General features: G+C 74.0%; 15 protein-coding genes. 6 read left to right on the top strand and 9 right to left on the bottom strand.

Going from position 1 to position 18,561, the window contains the following annotated elements; all coding sequences use genetic code 11:
* Nucleotides 1–97: 97 nt before the first annotated feature.
* Entirely contained in the window at nucleotides 98–1,303 is a 1,206-nt protein-coding gene (pcaF, locus tag O7611_RS05335; RefSeq protein WP_194799762.1) for a 3-oxoadipyl-CoA thiolase, read from the bottom strand.
* Nucleotides 1,304–1,390: 87 nt separating this feature from the next.
* Here pcaF and O7611_RS05330 point away from each other — a divergent pair, with 87 nt between their 5' ends.
* The 4 genes from O7611_RS05330 (at nucleotide 1,391) to O7611_RS05315 (ending at nucleotide 5,572) form a co-directional block, all read left to right on the top strand.
* Nucleotides 1,391–2,356: a glutathione S-transferase family protein gene (locus tag O7611_RS05330; RefSeq protein WP_269696300.1), complete on the top strand. Its 966-nt coding sequence runs from the start codon at nucleotides 1,391–1,393 to the stop codon at nucleotides 2,354–2,356.
* Nucleotides 2,349–3,017, top strand: a complete 669-nt coding sequence (locus tag O7611_RS05325) for a DUF998 domain-containing protein (protein ID WP_269696299.1) — start codon at nucleotides 2,349–2,351, stop codon at nucleotides 3,015–3,017. Before O7611_RS05330 ends, O7611_RS05325 begins: the two co-directional genes overlap by 8 nt.
* Nucleotides 3,018–3,154: 137 nt before the next feature.
* Nucleotides 3,155–4,435, top strand: a complete 1,281-nt coding sequence (locus tag O7611_RS05320) for a dicarboxylate/amino acid:cation symporter (protein ID WP_269698050.1) — start codon at nucleotides 3,155–3,157, stop codon at nucleotides 4,433–4,435.
* A 69-nt stretch (nucleotides 4,436–4,504) separates the two neighbouring features.
* Nucleotides 4,505–5,572, top strand: coding sequence for an NADH:flavin oxidoreductase/NADH oxidase (locus O7611_RS05315; protein WP_269696298.1), 1,068 nt, complete (start codon nucleotides 4,505–4,507; stop codon nucleotides 5,570–5,572).
* A 109-nt stretch (nucleotides 5,573–5,681) separates the two neighbouring features.
* On the opposite strand, the gene O7611_RS05310 is transcribed toward O7611_RS05315, so the two are convergent.
* The 6 genes from O7611_RS05310 to O7611_RS05285 all read right to left on the bottom strand — a co-directional run bounded on the left by O7611_RS05310 (nucleotide 5,682) and on the right by O7611_RS05285 (nucleotide 14,940).
* Nucleotides 5,682–9,167: an ABC transporter ATP-binding protein gene (locus tag O7611_RS05310; protein ID WP_194799758.1), complete on the bottom strand. Its 3,486-nt coding sequence runs from the start codon at nucleotides 9,165–9,167 to the stop codon at nucleotides 5,682–5,684.
* Nucleotides 9,168–9,257: 90 nt separating this feature from the next.
* Nucleotides 9,258–9,851, bottom strand: coding sequence for a TetR/AcrR family transcriptional regulator (locus O7611_RS05305; RefSeq protein WP_073830318.1), 594 nt, complete (start codon nucleotides 9,849–9,851; stop codon nucleotides 9,258–9,260).
* Nucleotides 9,852–9,861: 10 nt separating this feature from the next.
* On the bottom strand, nucleotides 9,862–12,012 hold the full coding sequence (locus O7611_RS05300) for a YhgE/Pip family protein (RefSeq protein ID WP_269696297.1): 2,151 nt from the start codon (nucleotides 12,010–12,012) through the stop codon (nucleotides 9,862–9,864).
* Nucleotides 12,009–12,716, bottom strand: coding sequence for an ATP-binding cassette domain-containing protein (locus tag O7611_RS05295; protein WP_194799756.1), 708 nt, complete (start codon nucleotides 12,714–12,716; stop codon nucleotides 12,009–12,011). Before O7611_RS05295 ends, O7611_RS05300 begins: the two co-directional genes overlap by 4 nt.
* 93 nt (nucleotides 12,717–12,809) lie before the next feature.
* Entirely contained in the window at nucleotides 12,810–13,649 is an 840-nt protein-coding gene (locus O7611_RS05290; protein WP_194799755.1) for a GNAT family N-acetyltransferase, read from the bottom strand.
* Nucleotides 13,650–13,713: 64 nt separating this feature from the next.
* Nucleotides 13,714–14,940: an MFS transporter gene (locus O7611_RS05285; RefSeq protein WP_194799754.1), complete on the bottom strand. Its 1,227-nt coding sequence runs from the start codon at nucleotides 14,938–14,940 to the stop codon at nucleotides 13,714–13,716.
* Between the two features lie 122 nt (nucleotides 14,941–15,062).
* On the opposite strand from O7611_RS05285, the gene O7611_RS05280 reads away from it, so the two are divergent.
* Nucleotides 15,063–15,650 carry a PadR family transcriptional regulator gene (locus tag O7611_RS05280; RefSeq protein WP_194799753.1) on the top strand — a complete coding sequence of 196 codons (588 nt, stop codon included), beginning with the start codon at nucleotides 15,063–15,065 and terminating at the stop codon, nucleotides 15,648–15,650.
* A gap of 48 nt (nucleotides 15,651–15,698) precedes the next feature.
* Here O7611_RS05280 and O7611_RS05275 read toward each other — a convergent pair whose 3' ends face one another.
* Nucleotides 15,699–16,517, bottom strand: coding sequence for a class I SAM-dependent methyltransferase (locus O7611_RS05275; RefSeq protein WP_194799752.1), 819 nt, complete (start codon nucleotides 16,515–16,517; stop codon nucleotides 15,699–15,701).
* 128 nt (nucleotides 16,518–16,645) lie between these two features.
* Here O7611_RS05275 and O7611_RS05270 point away from each other — a divergent pair, with 128 nt between their 5' ends.
* The gene (locus O7611_RS05270) at nucleotides 16,646–17,320 is read left to right on the top strand and encodes a winged helix-turn-helix transcriptional regulator (protein WP_194799751.1); all 675 of its coding nucleotides are present in this window, start codon (nucleotides 16,646–16,648) and stop codon (nucleotides 17,318–17,320) included.
* Between the two features lie 57 nt (nucleotides 17,321–17,377).
* Here the strand turns inward: O7611_RS05270 and ispG are convergent, their stop codons facing one another.
* Nucleotides 17,378–18,553 (bottom strand): flavodoxin-dependent (E)-4-hydroxy-3-methylbut-2-enyl-diphosphate synthase, encoded by a 1,176-nt coding sequence (ispG, locus tag O7611_RS05265; protein WP_013474403.1) that lies wholly within the window; start codon nucleotides 18,551–18,553, stop codon nucleotides 17,378–17,380.
* Between the last annotated feature and the right edge of the window lie 8 nt (nucleotides 18,554–18,561).

The raw sequence follows: 18,561 nt of genomic DNA, 5'->3' as shown, positions 1-18,561 counted from the left end.
TCGTCCGCCGTCGATGGCGGATCATGTGGTCCAGACCACTCTAGGCCGGTACGGCGGGGTTCGGGAGATCCACAGCGGGCGATGCCGGCGGCCCGGTTCAGCCGGCCGATTCCAGCAGCAGCGAGATGCCCTGGCCGACGCCGATGCACATGGTGGCGAGCGCCCGCCGGCCGCCCCGCCGGCGTAGTTCCAGCGCGGCGGTCAACGCCAGCCGGGCGCCGCTGGCACCGAGCGGGTGACCCAACGCGATGGCACCGCCGCCGGGGTTGACGTGCTCGGCGTCCTCCGGCAGGCCCAGCTCACGCAGCACCGCCACGGACTGCGCGGCGAACGCCTCGTTCAGCTCGATCACGTCCACGTCGACGAGCGACAGGCCCGTCCGGTCGAGCAGCTTGCGGGTCGCCGGGACCGGGCCGATGCCCATGATCCGCGGCGGTACGCCGGCGGACGCGGCGCCGCGTACCCGGGCCAGCGGGGTGAGGCCATAGCGTTCGACGGCGGCCGCGGAGGCGACGAGCAGCGCGACGGCGCCGTCGTTGACGCCGGAGGAGTTGCCTGCGGTGACGGTGCCGCCCTCGCGGAACGGGGTGGGCAGCGTGGCGAGCTTCGCAAGCGTCGTCTCGCGCGGGTGCTCGTCGGCCTCGACCAGCTTCGACTCCCGCTTGCCGGCGGGCACCGTCACCGGGACGATCTCCTCGGCCAGCCGACCGTCGGCCTGCGCCTTGGCGGCCCGCTGCTGCGACCGGTACGCGAAGGCGTCCTGCGCGGCCCGGTCCACGCCGAACTCGGCCGCCACGTTCTCCGCCGTCTCCGGCATCGAGTCGACGCCCCAGCCCTTGCGCATCAGCGGGTTGACCAGCCGCCAGCCGATCGTGGTGTCGTACACCTCGGCGGTGCGGGCGAACGGCGTGGCCGCCTTCGGCATGACGAACGGCGCCCGGCTCATGCTCTCCACGCCACCGGCCACCACCAGGTCGGCCTCCCCGGCGACGATCGCGCGGGCGGCGGAGGCGAGCGCGTCGAGGCCGGAGCCGCAGAGCCGGTTGACGGTGCTGCCCGGCACCTCCTCCGGCAGGCCGCCGAGCAGCGCCGCCATCCGGGCCACGTTGCGGTTGTCCTCACCGGCCTGGTTGGCGCAGCCCAGGATCACGTCGTCGGTGCGGGCCCAGTCGACAGACGGGTGGCGGGCCACCAGCTCGCGGACGACGTGCGCGGCCAGGTCGTCCGGGCGGACCCCGGCCAGGGCGCCGGCGTACCGGCCGATCGGGGTACGGACTCCGGCAACGAGATAGGCCACTGTCATCGCGCGTACGTCCTTCGGGGGTGGGAAGGGGTCGGTGGGGGTACCCGGCGCCAGGATATCCGTGACCGGAGCGGATAGGTTTGCCGCATGTCCGGGGCCCAGTTCAGCGCAGAGACAAGCGGCGGCGGCGCGTTCGTCCGCCAGCCCAACCGGTTCACCGGCCGGGTCACCCCGCACTCCACGTCACCCGAGGGCGGCGGGCCGGACGAGGCGGGGCGCTGGCCGCTGGAGGCGGGCCGCTACCGGCTGATCTGGTGCCGGGCCTGCCCGTGGGCGCACCGGGCCCGGATCGTGCGCGGCCTGCTCGGCCTGGACGAGGTGATCTCGCTGGGCACCGTCGACCCGATCCGGGACGAGCGGGGCTGGCGGTTCGCGCTCGACCCGGACGGCTTCGACCCGGTGCTCGGCATCGGTTTCCTGTCCGAGGCGTACCTGTCCACCGACAGGGACTACACCGGCCGGGTCACCGTGCCGGCGCTCGTGGACACGCTCACCGGGCGGGTGGTGACGAACGACTATCCGCAGCTCACGCTGGACTTCTCGACCGAGTGGCGGCGGTTCCACGCGCCGGACGCGCCCGATCTCTACCCGGTCGAGCTGCGCCCGGAGATGGACGCGCTGATGGCGGAGATCCACCGGGACGTCAACAACGGCGTCTACCGGTGCGGCTTCGCCACCTCCCAGGAGGCGTACGACGAGGCGTTCACCGCGCTGTTCGCCCGCCTGGACGCGCTGAGCGAGCGGCTGTCCGGTCGGCGCTACCTGATGGGCGACGCGATCACCGAGGCGGACGTGCGCCTGTTCACCACGCTGGTGCGCTTCGACGTGGCGTACCACGGCCACTTCAAGTGCAACGAGCGCAAGCTCACCGAGATGCCGGTGCTGTGGGCGTACGCGCGGGACCTGTTCCAGACGCCGGGCTTCGGCGAGACGGTGGACTTCGACCACATCAAGCGGCACTACTACGCCACCCACGACATGATCAACCCGACCCGGATCGTGCCGCTCGGCCCCGATCTGTCCGGCTGGACCACCCCGCACGGACGTGGCTGAGGACACGGCCCGCCGGATCGCCGCCGCGTTCGCCGGCGTCTGCCTGGCCGCAGGCGTCGCCGCGGTGACCGTTGCGGTGGTCGCCGGTCCCGGTCCGGGCCCCGCCGGGTACGTGAGTGAGGCGGGCATCACCGACAGCGGGTATGCCGGGGCGTACCGGATCGGGATCTTCTCGGTGGCCGCGTCGCTGCTGCTGCTCGCCGGGGCGCTGCCGCCGGGGTTGCGCGGGGCGGCCGGGCTGCTCGGCGTCGGCGCGGTCGCCACTGTGCTCTCCGGCGCTGTCACGTGCAGCGAGGGCTGCCCGCTGCCGCCGTTCGAGGCGCCCACGGTGGCCGACCTGGTGCACGGCGGGGCCAGCATCGCGGCGACGGCCGCTGTGGTGCTCGCCATGCTCGTGGTGCTGTTCTCCCCGGCCGCGGACCGGGGGCTGCGGCGGATCGCGGCGGTCGGCGCGGCACTGGCGCTGCCGGTGGCCGTCGTGGTCGCGGCGGCGCTGCTGCTGGTCGGCCGCAGCGCGCTGCTCGGGGTGTCGGAACGGGTGCTGCTGGTCGTGGTGGCCGCCTGGGGACTGATCACCTCCGGCCACCTGGCTGTAAGGAGCCTCACCGGCGACGGTCCTTCCGTTCCGACCCGGGACGGGAGTAACGTGTCGCGACGATGACCAATGTCTGGTGCCTCACCGAGCGCCTGTACGTCGATCTCCGACGGCAGGCCAGCGGCGTCTGTCCGGCGTAGCTCCACGCCCCCGACGCCCGCCTTCCCTCTCCAGACCTTGGATCCGTCCCCATGACTTCCGCCCTGCGCAGAATTCCCTTCTCCGTCCAGATCCTGCTCGGCCTCGTGCTCGGCATGGCGCTCGGTTTCCTCGCCCGCGCCGCCGACCTCGCCTGGCTGACCAGCACGCTCGACACCGTCGGCGGCCTCTTCGTCCAGCTGCTCAAGCTCGCCGTGCCGCCGCTTGTCTTCACCGCCATCGTGGTCAGCGTGGTGAGCCTGCGCGGCGTCGCCAACGCCGCCCGGCTCGCCGTCAAGACACTGCTCTGGTTCGCCGTCACCGCCCTCATCGCGGTGAGCATCGGCATCGGCATCGGCCTGCTCACCGACCCCGGGCGGGGCGTCGACCTGGACCCGGCCGGCGCCACCGCACCGAAGACCACCGGCTCCTGGATCGACTTCCTCACCGGCATCGTCCCGACCAACCCGGTCGGCGCGTTCGTCGAGGGCAACGTCCTGCAGATCGTCTTCCTCGCCCTGGTGGTGGGCGCCGCCGCGCTGCTCGTCGGCGACGCCGCCGAGCCGTTCGTGTCGCTCAACCGCTCGCTGCTGTCGATCGTGCAGAAGGCGCTCTGGTGGGTCATCCGGCTCGCCCCGATCGGCACGCTCGGCCTGATCGGCAACGCCGTCGCCTCGTACGGCTGGGACCTGCTCGCCCCGCTCGCGAAGTTCACCACGGCCGTCTACGTCGGCTGCGCGCTGGTGCTGTTCGTGGTCTACCCGGTGCTGCTCGCCGTGGCCGGCAGGCTCAATCCGCTGCGCTTCTTCGCCGGCGCCTGGCCTGCCATCGAGCTGGCCTTCGTCTCCCGCTCCTCGGTGGGCACCATGCCGGTGACCCAGCGCTCGGTGGAGCGCCTCGGCGTCCCCCGCGAGTACGCCTCCTTCGCGGTGCCGTTCGGCGCCACCACGAAGATGGACGGCTGCGCCGCCATCTACCCGGCGCTCGCCGCGATCTTCGTGGCGCAGGTGTTCGGCGTGAACCTGGGCGTCACCGACTACCTGCTCATCGCGCTCGTCTCGGTGGTCGGTTCGGCCGCGACCGCCGGCCTGACCGGTGCGATCGTCATGCTCACGCTGACCCTGAGCACGCTGGGCCTGCCGCTGGCCGGGGCCGGTCTGCTGCTGGCCATCGACCCGATCCTGGACATGATCCGTACCGCCACGAACGTGGCCGGGCAGGCCGTGGTGCCGACCATCGTGGCCGCCCGGGAGGGCACGCTCGACCGGGCCGCGTACGACTCGGCCGGCAAGCGCGACCTGATCGAGCCGGTCGAGACCGAGCGGCTCGACCCCGTACCCGCCTGATCCACACCTCTTCGGGTGCGTCCCGCGCAACGGGGCGCACCCGAAGTCATGACCGGAGGATCCTCGCCAATGAGCGCCCTGTTCACCCCGCTCGCCCTGCGCGGCGTCACAGTGCCCAACCGGATCGCGCTGGCGCCCATGTGCCAGTACAGCGCCGGACCGGACGGCCTGCCCACCGACTGGCACCGCGTCCACCTCGGTTCCCGCGCCGTCGGCGGGGCCGGGCTCGTCATCACCGAGGCGACGGCAGTGGTGCCCGAGGGCCGGATCAGCCCGCAGGACACCGGCCTGTGGTCCGGCGCGCACGTCGACGCGTGGCGGCCGATCACCGCGTTCGTCGCCGGTCAGGGTGCGGTGCCGGCCGTGCAGCTCGCGCACGCCGGGTTCAAGGCGTCCACGTACCGGCCGTGGGCGCCGGCGCGCGGCGGCGTGCCGGACGCCGAGGGCGGCTGGACCCCGGTCGGCCCCGGTGACCAGCCGTTCGTTCCGGAGTACCGCACGCCGACCGCGCTGGACGAGTCGGGCATCGCGGCGGTGGTGGACGCCTTCGCGACCGCCGCCGGGCGGGCGCTGGACGCCGGGTTCGCCGCCGTGGAGATCCACGCCGCGCACGGCTACCTGCTGCACGAGTTCCTGTCCCCGCTGACCAACCGGCGCACCGACGGCTGGGGCGGTGACCGGGCCGCCCGGATGCGGCTCACCCTCGACGTGGCCCGCGCGGTACGCGCCGCCGTCGGCGAGTCGGTGCCGGTGCTGACCCGGATCTCCGCCACCGACTGGGCCGACGGCGGCTGGACCGTCGAGGACAGCGTGGTGCTCGCCGGTGAGCTGGCCGCCGCCGGAGTCGACCTGGTCGACACGTCCTCCGGCGGCGCGGCGGTCCGGGCGTCCATCCCGGTCGGACCCGGCTACCAGGTGCCGCTGGCCGCCCGGATCCGCCGCGAAGCCGGGGTGCCGACCGGCGCGGTGGGCCTGATCGTCGAGCCCGAGCAGGCCGAGCAGATCGTGGCCGGCGGCGAGGCGGACCTGGTGCTGCTGGGCCGGGAGCTGCTGCGCGACCCGTACTGGCCGCACCGCGCCGCCGCCAAGCTGGACGCCACCCCAACTTGGCCCAACCAGTACACCCGAGCCTTCTGACCATCCGCCCCGCCCGTGCGCGTCGATCATGAAGTTGGCGGCGTTCTGCGTCCGATTTGTCGCCGCCAACTTCATGATCAACGGGGCGGGGAAGCCCGGGAAAACGCGGTCAGCCGGCCAGGTGGTTCCAGCGGGGTTCCAGGTCGGTCCAGGTGCCCTGGTCGGCCACCGTGCCGTCGATCAGCACCACCACGTGGTCCGCCCGGACCAGCGCGGCCCGCTTCGCGGTCGAGCCGACCACAGTGACCCCGTGCTCGCGCAACGCCGCCCACAGAGCCAGCTCCGTGCTCACGTCCAGCGCCGACGACACGTCATCGGCCACCAGCAGCTCGGTACGCGGGGCGAGCGCCCGGGCCAGCGCCAGCCGCTGGAGCTGACCGCCGGACAGCCGGGTGCCCTTGTGCCCGATCAGCAACCCGAGCCCGCCCCCGGCCGCGGCCAGGTCGTGTTCGAGCTGGGCGGTGGTGACCGCCCCGGCGGCGTCCACCTGGTGGCCGAGCGCGATGTTGTCGGCCACCGTGCCGGAGAGCACCCGGGGCATCTGGCCCACGTACCCGACCTGGTTGGGACGCAGGAACATCTCCGGCTCGGTCACCGGGTCACCGTTCCAGCGCAGCTCGCCGACGTGGTGCACGATCCCGGCGAGCGCGCGCAGCAGCGACGACTTGCCGGACCCGACCGGGCCGACGACCAGCACCAACTGCCCGCGCTCGACCACCAGGTCCACGTCGCGGACGGCGAGCGTGCCGTCGGAGTGCAGCGCACCGAAGCCGGCCAGCTCCAGGCGGCGCAGCGGGTGCCGGGGCGGCGGCTCGGGCGCGGGCGCGGTGCCGGCGACCAGGTCCAGGCCGGGCACCGGCGCCGCGTACACGGCCTCGCCGGTCATCGCCACCGTCCGCTTCGTCCACACCCGCGCCGACGGGTACTGCGAGACCAGCGACGCGGTGGTCCACGCGAACCAGCGGGCCGCGGCCAGGGTGGACACGGCCACCAGCGTGGCACCCGCCGACAGCTCCCCGGCCAGGTAGAGCGCCCACGCGCCGATCGGCAGCAGGCCGCTGGCGACCGACGGAGTGGACCGGGCCCACACCTGCATGGCGATCTCGCGTCGCTGCCGCTCGCTGCGCACCTCGTCCAGCCGGGCGAGGTGGCGCAGCACCGGGCGGGTCGCGCCGGCCAGCTTGACCGTACGGGCGGCGGACAGCGCGGAGACCAGCGCGGTGGCGAACGCGGCGCGCGCCTTCACCGTGCCGGCCGCGGTGCGTTCCAGCCGGGGCGCGAACAGCGTCGCCGCCAGCCCGGAGACCACCATCGTGCCGACGAAGAACATCGCCGGTACGAGACTGCCCGTCACCAGCGTCATGGCGACCACGATGACCAGCGAGATGAACTGGTCCATCAGGTTGTCGGCCAGGTGCACCACCCGGTCGGTGTCGCCGCCCTGGGCCACCACCTCGGCCGGGGTGTGCCCGCTGACCCGGCGCGCGCCGGTCTGCCCGTGCACCAGCCGGGCGCTGATCCGCAGCATCTGCCGGATCCACCACTGCGGGAACCACAAATTGGTCAGGTACGGCAGCGGCAGCACCACGAGCAGCGCGGCCACGATGCCCAGCGCCGGCAGCCACGGGTCGCCTCCGCCGATCAGGTCGGCCCAGAGCCAGGGCAGCACCGCGCCGTCCATGCCGAGCACCGTCATCACGATGAACAGGCCGACCGAGAGCAGGCCGTACCGGGTGTCGTTGGTGCCCAGCCGGAAGATCTCCCGCATGGTCCGCGCGGGCGGCAAGGGCGGCGCGGGTGGTGGGTCGGCGCGCGGCACGGCGGCCGGCCGGGTCGCGGGTGCGGTCGGCGTGGCCGGGGCGTCGTCCCAGGCGGGCGCGTCGAGCAGGTTCACGCCGCCGCCCCGGGCGCCCACTCCGGCGTACGCCCCGGCGTGGCTGGTGGCGAGCAGTTCGGCGAAGCGGGCCGACTCGCGCAGCGGACCGGCCTCCAGTACCGCGCCGTCGGCCATCACCACCACCTCGTCGCAGCGGCGCACCGAGGAGAGCCGGTGCGCGATGACGATGCCGATCCGGTCGGTGAGCAGCCGTTCGGTGGCCTCGCGTACCCGGTTCTCGGTGACCGGGTCGAGCCGTGCGGTGGCCTCGTCGAGGATCACCACGTGCGGGTCCCGGACCAGGATGCGGGCGAACGCGACGAGCTGTTCCTGCCCGGCGGAGAGCACGTACCCGCCGTCGCCGAGCCGGGTGTGCACGCCGTCGGGCAGCTCGGCGATCCAGCCGGCCAGGCCCAGCTCGGCCAGCGCCCGCTCGGCGGCGTCCAGCAGCTCCGGGTCGAACAGCGCCACGTTCTCGGCCAGCGTGCCGGCCAGGATCTCGGTGCGCTGCGGCACCACGGCGATCCACCGGCGCAACTCCTCCACGTCCAGGTCGGCCAGGTCGGTGCCGCCGAGGAACACCGTGCCGCGCGGCACGTCCACCGCCCGGGTGAGCACCTTCGCCAGCGTCGACTTGCCCGAGCCGGTACGCCCGACGAGCGCGTACGAGCGCCCGCGGACGAAGTCCAGGTGCACGTCGCGCAGCGCCGGACCGCGGTCGTCCCCGCCGGCCGGATAGCGGTAGGTGAGACCGCGCACGGTCAGGTCGCCGTCGACCGGGGTGGCGCCGCCGTCCGGCTCCTGCGGCGACCCGGCGAGCAGCTGCACCCGGCCCCACGCGCCGAACGCCTGTTGCAGGTGCGGCACCCAGCGCGCGATCTGCTCGACGGTCGCGCCGAACGCGATCACCAGCAGCCAGATCGCGGTGAGCCGGGCGGCGTCCACCCGGCCGGTGGCCAGCGCCCACGCGCCGCCCAGCACCACGCCCGCGACGCCGAGCCCGACCGCGCCCGCGGCGGTGGCGGTGACCCGCGCGGAGAGCCGGAACACCCGGACGCACCGGGCGATCACCTCGGCCGCGCGGCGCGCGTAGAGGCGCAGCACGTACGGCCGGGCGAGGCTGGTGCGCACGTCGTCCTGCCCGTGCACCGCCTCCTCCATCACCGCCGCGAGGTCGGACCACGCCTCCTCCTCGGCCATCCGGGCCGGGGCGATCCGGGCGGTCGGACGGCGCAGCGTCACCACGAGCAGCGCGATGAGCAGGATCATGCCGATGCCCGCGGGCCACCAGACGATCAGCGCGCTCACCGTCGCGAGTACGCAGACCGCGAGGCCCTGCGCCAGCCGTACGCCGGTGTTCCGCATCTCGGCGGCGACCTGGTAGACGTCGTTGTCGATCCGGTCGAGCAGTTCGCCGACCGGTGTGGTCTCCAGGGTGGGCAGGTCCTGGCCGAGCGCGACCCGGCAGAGCCGTCGCCGCACGTCGGCCGACCAGTCGGCGGTGAGCCGGGCCATGATCAGGCCGATCAGCAGGTCGGTGACGACAGCGGCGACGAGTGCCACCGCGAGCGCGACGAACCAGCCGGACGAGCGGTGCACAAGCACCGGCCCGGCCAGCGCGGCGGCGGCCGCCTGGCCGGCGGCGCCGAGCACGATCAGCAGCAGGACCGCCGTCATCCGCCGGGGCGCCGTGGCCCAGAGATCTCGGAGCAGGCGCATGGAAGGTCCTCCGGACTCGGCTCGGTGGGGGCGGTGTCCCCAGCCTCGTCCTCACGGCGGCCCGGATTCAACCGAATTACCGGCCCTTGGTCAGGTCCGGGCGACCCGCCGGACGATGCCGAGCAGCGACTCCTGCACCTCGTCGATCGGCCGCTCCGGCGAGAAGACCAGCCAGTCCACTGCCACCACCAGACCGACGCCGAACAGCGCCGAACTCGCGGTACGCACGTCCAGGTCGGCCGGGAGGTCGCCGCTGTCCACGCCGGCCTGCACGGTGTCGGCGATCACCGCGATGGCCTCGCCGCGCAGCAGCCGCAGCGTCTGCTGCCACTCCCTGTTGGTCCGCCACATCTCCGAGAGCAGGAGCTGGGCGAAGGCGCGGTAGCGGCGGATGTACTCCAGCTGGGCGCGGACCAGCGCGCCGAGCGCCTCCAGCGGCGGCAGCCCGTCGACGGCGGCCCGGAACTCGGCGGTGAGCAGGCCGATGCCGTGCCGCAGCAGTTCCTCGAACAGGACGGTCTTGGACTCGAAGTTGTAGTAGACGGTCCCCTTCGCCACACCGGCGCGGGCCGCGATGTCGTCCACAGTGGTGGCCGAGAAGCCCTGCTCGGCGATGAGGTCCACCGCCGCCACGAAGAGGCGCTGGCGGGTGTCCTCGCGCCGGCGTGTCCGTCCGTCCGTCACCGGCTCATCCTCACATGGTCAGTTCGGGGTGCAGCTTCGACGGGGTGAGCCGGCGGGACCGGCGGGCCGCGCCGACGGTGAGCGCCGTCGCGCCCAGCCCGAACGCGAGCAGCACCAGCGCGGCGGTGACCACCGGGGCGGTCGTACCGCCGTTGATGCTGTGCCGCAGGCCGTCCACCACGTACGTCATCGGCAGCCAGGGGTGGACGGCCTGGAAGAAGCCGGGCGAGGTCTGCACCGGGTAGGTGCCGCCGGACGAGGTGAGCTGGAGCATCAGCAGCGCCAGCGCGGCCAGCCGGCCGGCCGGGCCGAGCGCCACGCCGAGCAGTTGCATGATCGCGGTGAACGCCAGCGAGGTGAGCGCGAGCAGCCCGAACGTGGCCGCCCCGTGCCTCGGGTCGAGCCCGAGCCCGAGCGTCACCACCGTGTAGAGCACAGTGACCTGGGCCAGGCCGATACCGGCGGCCGGGAGCCACCCGGCGAGCACGACCCGCCAGCCGGGCGCGCCGGACATCACGTGCCGCCGGTTGACCGGCCGCAACAGCATGTACGTGATCATCGCGCCGACCCAGAGCGCCAGCGAGAGGAAGTACGGGGCGAAGCCGACGCCGTACGAGCCGGCCGGGTTCTGCGAGTCGCGGATCAGGCCGACCGGGTCACCGAGCACGCCGGCGCGAGTGGCCGCGTCGTCGTACCCGGGCAGTTTCCGCTCCCCGGCGGCGAGCCCGTCGGCGAGGTCGCCGGCACCGCCCTCCAGCCGGGTCAGCCCGTCGACCAGGCGGTTGCTGCCGCTGCCGAGCTGGGCCAGGCCGCCGTCGAGCTGGCGGGCGCCCGAGGCGAGCCGGTAGAGGCCGCCGCGCAGCTCGTTCGCGCCGGTCGACGCGTCGCCCAGCCCGTCGCGGAGCTTGGCGCTGCCCTGGGCCAGCGTGGCGAGCCCGCCGGCCAGCTCGTTGACCTTCGCGCGGGCGGAGGCGACGTCGTCGGCCAGGTGCGGCGCGGCGGCGGCCACCTCGCGGGCGGTCTTCGACACGTCTGTCATCTGCTTGCGCAGCGTGGCCATGTCGGTCTTGTCCAGCGCGGCCACCACGGAACGGGCCTGCGTGACGGCCTGGTCGGCGGCCTTGCGGGCGGCGGCGAAGTCCCTGTTGTCGGCCAGCTCGGGGTGTTCCTTCGCGACCGCGTCGAGCCGGTCGCGGATCTCCTCGGCGGTAGCGACCACCTCGGCGGCCTTGCCCGGCAGCGCGTCCAGCCCGGCGGCGAGCTGCTGCGCGCCGTCGGCGACGAGCGTGGCCGCCTTCTCGATCTTGTCGGCGTTGCGGCGCAGCACCGGCTCGTACTTGTCGGCGGCGGCGTTCACGGTGGCCGCTGCGGCCTTGGTCTCGGTGGCGGCGCGGCCGGCGCCGTCGGCGAGCTGGGCGGCGCCGGTCCGCAGCTGGTCGAGGCCCTTGGCGAGCTTGTCCGCGCCCTGGACCGACTGGTTGAGCCCGCCGGCGAGCTGCCCGGCACCGTCCTCGGCGTCACCGAGCCCGTCGGCGATCTTTCCCGCGCCCTGCTGGGAGCTGCCGAGCCCGTCGGCGATCCTCCCGGCGCCGTCGGCGGCGCGTCCGGTCTCGGCCTTGGCGTCGGTGAAGCCGATCAGCATCTTGTCGAAGTACGTGGCGGCGGTGCTCTGCGCGGCTGCGGCCCGGATCTCGCTGAACGCCGACCGGGCGAGCAGGCCGGAGAGGTAGTTGGTGGCGTCGTCGTTGACGACCTTCAGCTCGCCCTGCCGGGCCGGGCGGTCCGGTTCCGGGCCGGCGGCGAGGGTGGCGGAGAAGTCCTCCGGGATGGAGAAGACGAGGTGGTAGCGCCCGTCGCGCAGCCCTTTCGTGGCGTCGGCCTGGTCGGTGACGGTCCAGCCGAACACCTTGCGATCGAGCAGCTTGTCGGTGAGGTCACGGCCGGCGTGCACCTCGCTGCCGTCACCGGCGGTGGCCGGACGGTCGGCGTTGACCACGGCGACCGGGATCCGGTCCATCTTCCCGTAGGGATCCCAGAACGCGTACAGGTAGAGGGCGCCATAGAGCAGCGGGACGATGGTGAGCACGGCGAGGGCGGCGCGCGGCAGCCGGCCCCGGGTCATCCGGCGCAGCTCGAACAGGGCCAGTCGCAGGACGCTCATGCGGGCACCTCGGCGGGCTCGGCGGGAACGGTGAGGGCGGGGACGGGCGGGACCGGGTCGCCGATGCGGTGCACGGTGGCGGCCACGCCGGGTTCGACGGCGCGGGCGCTGGCGACCACGGCGTACCCCTGGTCGGCGAGGCGTTCCAGCGCGCCCCACATCCACTCCCGCTCGGGGCGGTCGGCGCCGGCGTCCACGTCGTCGGCGACGATCAGGCTGGGGCCGCCGAGGCTGGCGAGCACCAGCCCGAGCACCTGCCGTTCGACCGGGGTGAGGTCGCGGCCGTACCGGTCGGGGTCCAGGGGCGCGTCGGTGAGTCCGGCGCCGGCGACGGCGGCGGCGTAGGCGTCGCGGCGGTAGGCCCGGCGGGCTCGGACCGCTGCCACCGGCACGAGGCGGCGCCGGCGGCGGGGCACCGGGCCGAGCAGCAGCAGGCGTTCGGTGATGTGCTCGGCGACGGTGAGCGTCGGGTCGGGTTCGTGCACGCCCGCCACCTGGCCGAGCGCGGCCGGTCCGCGGCGGCGTAGCTCGCCGTGGTTGTGCGGGAAGCGCCCGGCCAGGGCGAGCAGCAGCGAGGTGCGCCCGCTGCCGGGCGGGCCGGTCACGGCGTGCAGCTCACCGCTCGCGGCGGTGAGGTCGACGTCCCGGTAGACCCAGCCGCGGCGGGTGCGCAGGCCCAGGCCGACGGCCTCGACGATGTTCATTCCGCTCCCGAATTCCGAACTGACTAGTCAGTATAAAAACATGCCCAGCATAGCGCCGGGTGTCCGGTTCGGGACGCCTGGCGGGAGTGATCCTCAGAACAGCACTGTGGCGAGCGTGCCGACCGGGCGGAAGCCGCAGCGCTCGTAGACCCGGCGGGCGGGCAGGTTGAAGTCGTTTACGTAGAGGCTCACAGTGGGCGCGACCCGTTCCAGCGCGTCGCGGACCACTGCGGCCATCGCGGCGGTGGCGATGCCCCGGCCGCGCCACTCGGGCGCCACCCAGACGCCCTGCACCTGCGCGGTCCGGCGGGTCACCACTGCCAGCTCCGCCTTGAAGACCACCCGCCCGTCGACGAAGCGGGCGTAGGCACGGCCGGCGCGCACCAGCTCGGTCACCCGCCGCCGGTAGCCGCGCCCGCCGTCCTCGGCCAGCGGCGACACCCCGACCTCCTCGGTGTACATCGCCACCGCCGCCGGGAACAGCCGGTCGACCTCGTTACCGCGCACCCGCCGCACGTGCGGGTCGGGCGCCACGGCGGGCAGCGCGTCCGTCGCCAGCAACGGCTGGTTCGGGCGTACGTCCCGAGCCGGCCCCCAGTGCGCGGAGAGGCGGTCCCAGAGCCCGAGCACCGCGTCGGCCCGGCCCACGATCGAGGAACAGAGCCGCTCCTCGGCGCTCAACTGGTCGGCGAACGCGGTCACCGCCGACTCGGACGCGAGCACCGGGGTCAGATTGCCGCCCAGCCAGCAGATCGACTCCAGGTGCCGGCGGGAGCCGTACCCGAGGATCCGCGCCTCGGCCCGCCACCAGGCCAGACCGCGTGCCGCCACCCGCTCGGCGACCTGCGCGCCGGCGTACGGGTCGAGGTCGAGCAGCCGCTCGACCGCGCGGCGCTCCGACTCCCCGAGTTGGCGTACCGGCACCGTGAGCACGACTACCAGCCTGCCAGATCCACCCCGGCGCGCGCGGGCCGACCGGGCACCTGCCGCACGGCCCTCAGCCGGCCGCCGCCGGCACCGGTTCGGGCGCGGGCGGCCGGGTCCGGGCGGCCCACCGCACCACAGGCGGCACCAACGCGCCGAGCAGCAGGAACACCACGCCGAGCACCAGCCAGCCGGGTACGCCCCAGCCGATCGCGAGCGTGGTCACCACCACCGGGGCGACCATCGAGCCGAGTTGCATGCCCATCCCGTACGCGCCCTGGTACTGCCCGTGCGCGTGCGCCGGAGCCAGGCCGAAGGAGATGCCCCAGCCGGCCGCGGCGTGCCACAGCTCGCCCACGACGTGCACCAGCGCGCCGGCCAGCAGCAGCGGCACCGCAACCGCCACCGGGACGCCGCCACCCGCGGCGAACAGCGCGCAGGCGGCGGCGAGCAGGACACCGGCCCGGCGGGCGGCCCGGCCCGCGCCGGTCAGGTCTTCGGTGCCCCGCGAGGCGCGGACCTGGAACAGGATCACCACCACCGTGTTGACGAGCAGGCAGACGGAGATCAGCCAGTTCGGTGCGCTGGTGTGCCCGGCGATCCACAGCGGCAGGGCGATGTTGATCAGCGAGAAGTGCATGGACATGAGCCCGTCCAGCACGGTGAAGGCGAGGAACGGGCGGTCCCGTAGCGCGATCAGCCGTGGCCCGTGCGCCGGGGCGGGCATCGGCGGCACCGGCGGGAGCCGCAGCAGCACCGCCGCCGCCAGCACGTACGTGGCGGCGTCGAGCAGGATCAGCGTGACGTACGCGCTGCGGGTGTCGGCGGCGAGCGCGAACCCGGCCAGCACGGTGCCCACCGAGATCCCGACGTTGGTGACGGCGCGCAGGTAGGCGCGGGTGCGGACCCGCTGGTCGGGCGGTACGGCGCCGGCGATCAGCGCCCCGCGGGCGCCCCGGGTGCCCGCGTCCGCGACCGCCATCAGCATGCCGACGACCAGGAAGCCGGTGAACGAGCGCACCGAGACCAGGGCGGTCGTGCACGCGGCCGAGGCGAGCAGCGCGGCCATCTGGAGCCCGCGCGGGCCGAGGCGGTCGGCGAGATAGCCCATCGGGGTGCTCGCCACCAGGCTGACCAGCGCGGTGAGCGTGAGCGCCACGCCGACCTGGGCCACCGTGAGCCCGACCGACCGGGTGAGGAACAGCGCGCTGGCGGTGAGCCAGGTGCCCCGCCCGACGGTGTTGACGAGCGTGGAGAGGGCGAGGGTCCGGGACGGGCCCGGTTCGGGAAGCAGGCGCACACCGGCAGCCTAACAATACGTACGTACGGTTTTCAGTCCGGTTTTCGCGACGTCTTGTCGGCGATGCATTGCCGATATATCGTTGATGCATCAGTGATGCGACTACAGAAGGAGAACCACTGATGGGTTTCCATCGACGCATGCACGCCATGCACGACGAGATGCGCCGCCACGGCGGCTTCGGCTTCCCGCCCGTACCCCCGGGTCCGCCGCCCTTCTCCCCCGGACCGCACGGTCGCGGGCGAGGGCGCGGCGGCCGGGGACGCGGACGGCGGCCGAACGTCCGCGGCGCCGTGCTGGCCCTGCTCACCGAGCGGCCGATGCACGGCTACGAGATGATCCAGGAGATCGACTCCCGCACCGGCGGGGCCTGGCGGCCCAGCCCCGGCTCGATCTACCCGACACTGCAACTGCTGGAGGACGAGGGCGTCATCGCCACGGCCGCCGACTCCGAGGGCGGGCGCAAGCGGTTCGCGCTGACCGAGGCGGGGCAGGCCGAGGCGGCCGACGCGGCGCAGACCCCGCCCTGGGCGGAGTTCGCCGAGCAGACAGTCAACAGCTGGCACGACATCCGCGACGCCGGAGCGCAGGCCATGCAGGCGCTGCGGCAGGTCATGACCACCGGCACCGACGACCAGCGCGCCCGGGCCGCCCAGGTGCTCGACGAGACCCGGCGCAAGCTCTACGCCATCCTCGCCGAGTCCGAGTGAGCACCGCCGCCGCGACGGCACGCCGGCCGGACGACGACCGGCGTGCCGTCAGGCGCGGCGAGCGGTGACGAGCAGGTACTCCCAGCGCATCACGCCGCCGTCCAGGTGCCGGGCCGCCAGGTCGGTCAGCGCGCGGTCGAGCCCCGCCGTACGCTCCGGATCGCCCGCGTTCGCCCGGTAGACCGCCACTGTGGGCCCGTAGTGGGTGGCGAAGAAGTCCCGGAACTGTTCCGGCGTGGCGAACCGGTTCACCACCACGTCGTCGCGCCCCAGCCGGAGCGCGTCGACACGGTCGCCGAACAACTCCCGGACATGGTCCTCGTCGCCCCAGAGCGGGGGCGGCTGCGCGCCCGGCGGCGGTGGCGGCGCGAACGGCCGCATGGCCGCGAACAACTGGCCCACGAAGCCCTCCGGGGTCCAGTTGACCAGGCCGATCGTCCCGCCCGGCCGGCACACCCGCAGCACCTCGTCGGCGGCGGCCCGGTGCCGGGGCGCGAACATCACACCCACACAGGACAGCACCGCGTCGAACGCGCCGTCCGCGTACGGCAGCGCCTCCGCGTCCGCCTCCTCCCAGGTCAGCGCCAAGCCCTCCCGCTCAGCCTCCGCCCGCCCGATCGCCAGCAACTCCGGGGTGAGGTCGCCCGCCACCACCTCCGCGCCGGCCCGGGCCGCCGGCAGAGCCGCGTTGCCGGTCCCGGCCGCCACGTCCAGCACCCGCATGCCCGGCGCCACCCCGGCGGCCCGGACCAGCGTCGCCCCCAGCTCCGGGATCACCTGCGCGGCCACGGCGGCGTAGTCGCCCATCGCCCACATCGCGCGGTGCCGGGCCTTCACCGCGGCGTCCTGTTCCCGTTCCTCGATCATCTGTCGCTCCTCACAGTCGTCCCTGCACAGGACGCTAGGCAGCGGACGACCCGGCCCCCAGTACGAGATCTGTACCGCTCCCGACAGGCGCCTGGCCGGGCCGCCGGGCCGGGCGTAGCGTGCCCGCCATGGGGGCCTCCTACCACCAGTTCTGCCCCGTGGCGAAGGCCATGGAACTGCTCGACGAGCGGTGGACGCTGCTCGTGGTCCGGGAGTTGGTCAGCGGCTCGGAACGCTTCAACGAGCTGCGCCGGGGCCTGCCCCGGATGTCACCCACGCTGCTGTCCCGCCGGCTGCACCAGCTCGTCCGCGCCGGGGTGGTGGAGCGGCGGGTCGATGGCGTCGACGTGCGCTACGTCCCGACCGCCGCCGGGCGCGAGCTGCGGCCCGTGCTGGAGGCACTCGGTGCCTGGGGCGTGCGCTGGATCGGCGAACTGGGCGACGCCGACCTGGACCCGAAGCTGCTGCTGTGGGACATGCACCGGCACGTCGACCACGACGCGGTCCCGCCGGGGCGTACCGTCGTACGGTTCCGCTTCCGGGACGTGCCCACGGCGCAGCGCGACTGGTGGATGGTGATCGCCGGGGGCGAAGCCGACGTCTGCGACATCGACCCGGGGCACGACGTGACGGTGACCGTCACGGCGGACCTGCGCGCCCTGGTCCAGGTCTGGATGGGCGACCTGGAGTGGGCCGCGGCGCTGCGCGGCGGCACGGTGGAGGTCACCGGACCGGAGACGTTGCGGCGCGCCGCGCCCGGCTGGTTCACCCTCTCCCCCTTCGCCGCCGTGCCCCGGCCCTGAGACGCCGCGTGCGACCGCCCCCTGCCGGGGACGGCCGCACGACAACGCGGAAGTGGATCAGTGCACGGTGACGGTGGCACCGCCCGGCACCAGGTCGCGCAGCTCCTCGGGGATCTCGGCGCCCATCTCGTCGGCGATCCGCAGCGCCTCCTCGATCAGCGTCTCCACGATCTGCGCCTCCGGCACGGTCTTGACGACCTTGCCCTTGACGAAGATCTGGCCCTTGCCGTTGCCCGAGGCCACACCCAGGTCGGCCTCGCGGGCCTCACCCGGACCGTTCACCACGCAACCCATGACCGCGACGCGCAGCGGCACCGGCAGGCCCTCCAGCCCGGCGGTGACCTCCTCGGCCAGCTTGTAGACGTCGACCTGCGCCCGGCCGCAGGACGGGCAGGAGACGATCTCCAGGCCACGCTCGCGCAGGCCCAGCGACTCCAGGATCGCGTTGCCGACCTTGATCTCCTCGACCGGCGGGGCGGACAGCGAGACCCGGATGGTGTCGCCGATCCCCTCGGCCAGCAGCGCGCCGAACGCCACCGCCGACTTGATCGTCCCCTGGAACGCCGGGCCCGCCTCGGTGACGCCGAGGTGCAGCGGGTAGTCGCACTTCTCGGCCAGCAGCCGGTAGGCGCGGATCATCACCACCGGGTCGTTGTGCTTCACCGAGATCTTGATGTCCCGGAAGCCGTGCTCCTCGAACAGCGAGCACTCCCACAGCGCCGACTCCACCAGCGCCTCGGCGGTGGCCTTGCCGTACTTGGCCAGCAGGCGCTTGTCCAGCGAGCCCGCGTTCACGCCGATCCGGATCGGCACGCCCGCGTCGCCGGCGGCCCGCGCGATCTCCTTGACCTTGTCGTCGAACTGCCGGATGTTGCCCGGGTTCACCCGCACCGCGGCACAGCCGGCGTCGATCGCCGCGAAGACGTACTTCGGCTGGAAGTGGATGTCGGCGATCACCGGGATCTGCGACTTCTTGGCGATCGCCGGCAGCGCCTCCACGTCGTCCTGCGACGGCACGGCGACCCGGACGATCTGGCAGCCGGACGCGGTCAGCTCGGCGATCTGCTGAAGCGTGGCGTTGACGTCGGCGGTGAGGGTGGTGGTCATGGACTGCACCGAGACCGGCGCGCCACCACCGACCGGCACCGAACCGACCATGATCTGGCGGCTGGCCCGGCGCGGGGCCAGCGGCGGCGGCGGTACGGGGGGCATACCGAGACTGACAGCGGTCACTTCAGGCA

Source organism: Micromonospora sp. WMMC273 (assembly GCF_027460285.1).
GTDB classification, from domain to species: Bacteria; Actinomycetota; Actinomycetes; order Mycobacteriales; family Micromonosporaceae; genus Micromonospora; species Micromonospora aurantiaca.
This window is presented reverse-complemented; position numbering and strand designations above follow the sequence as displayed.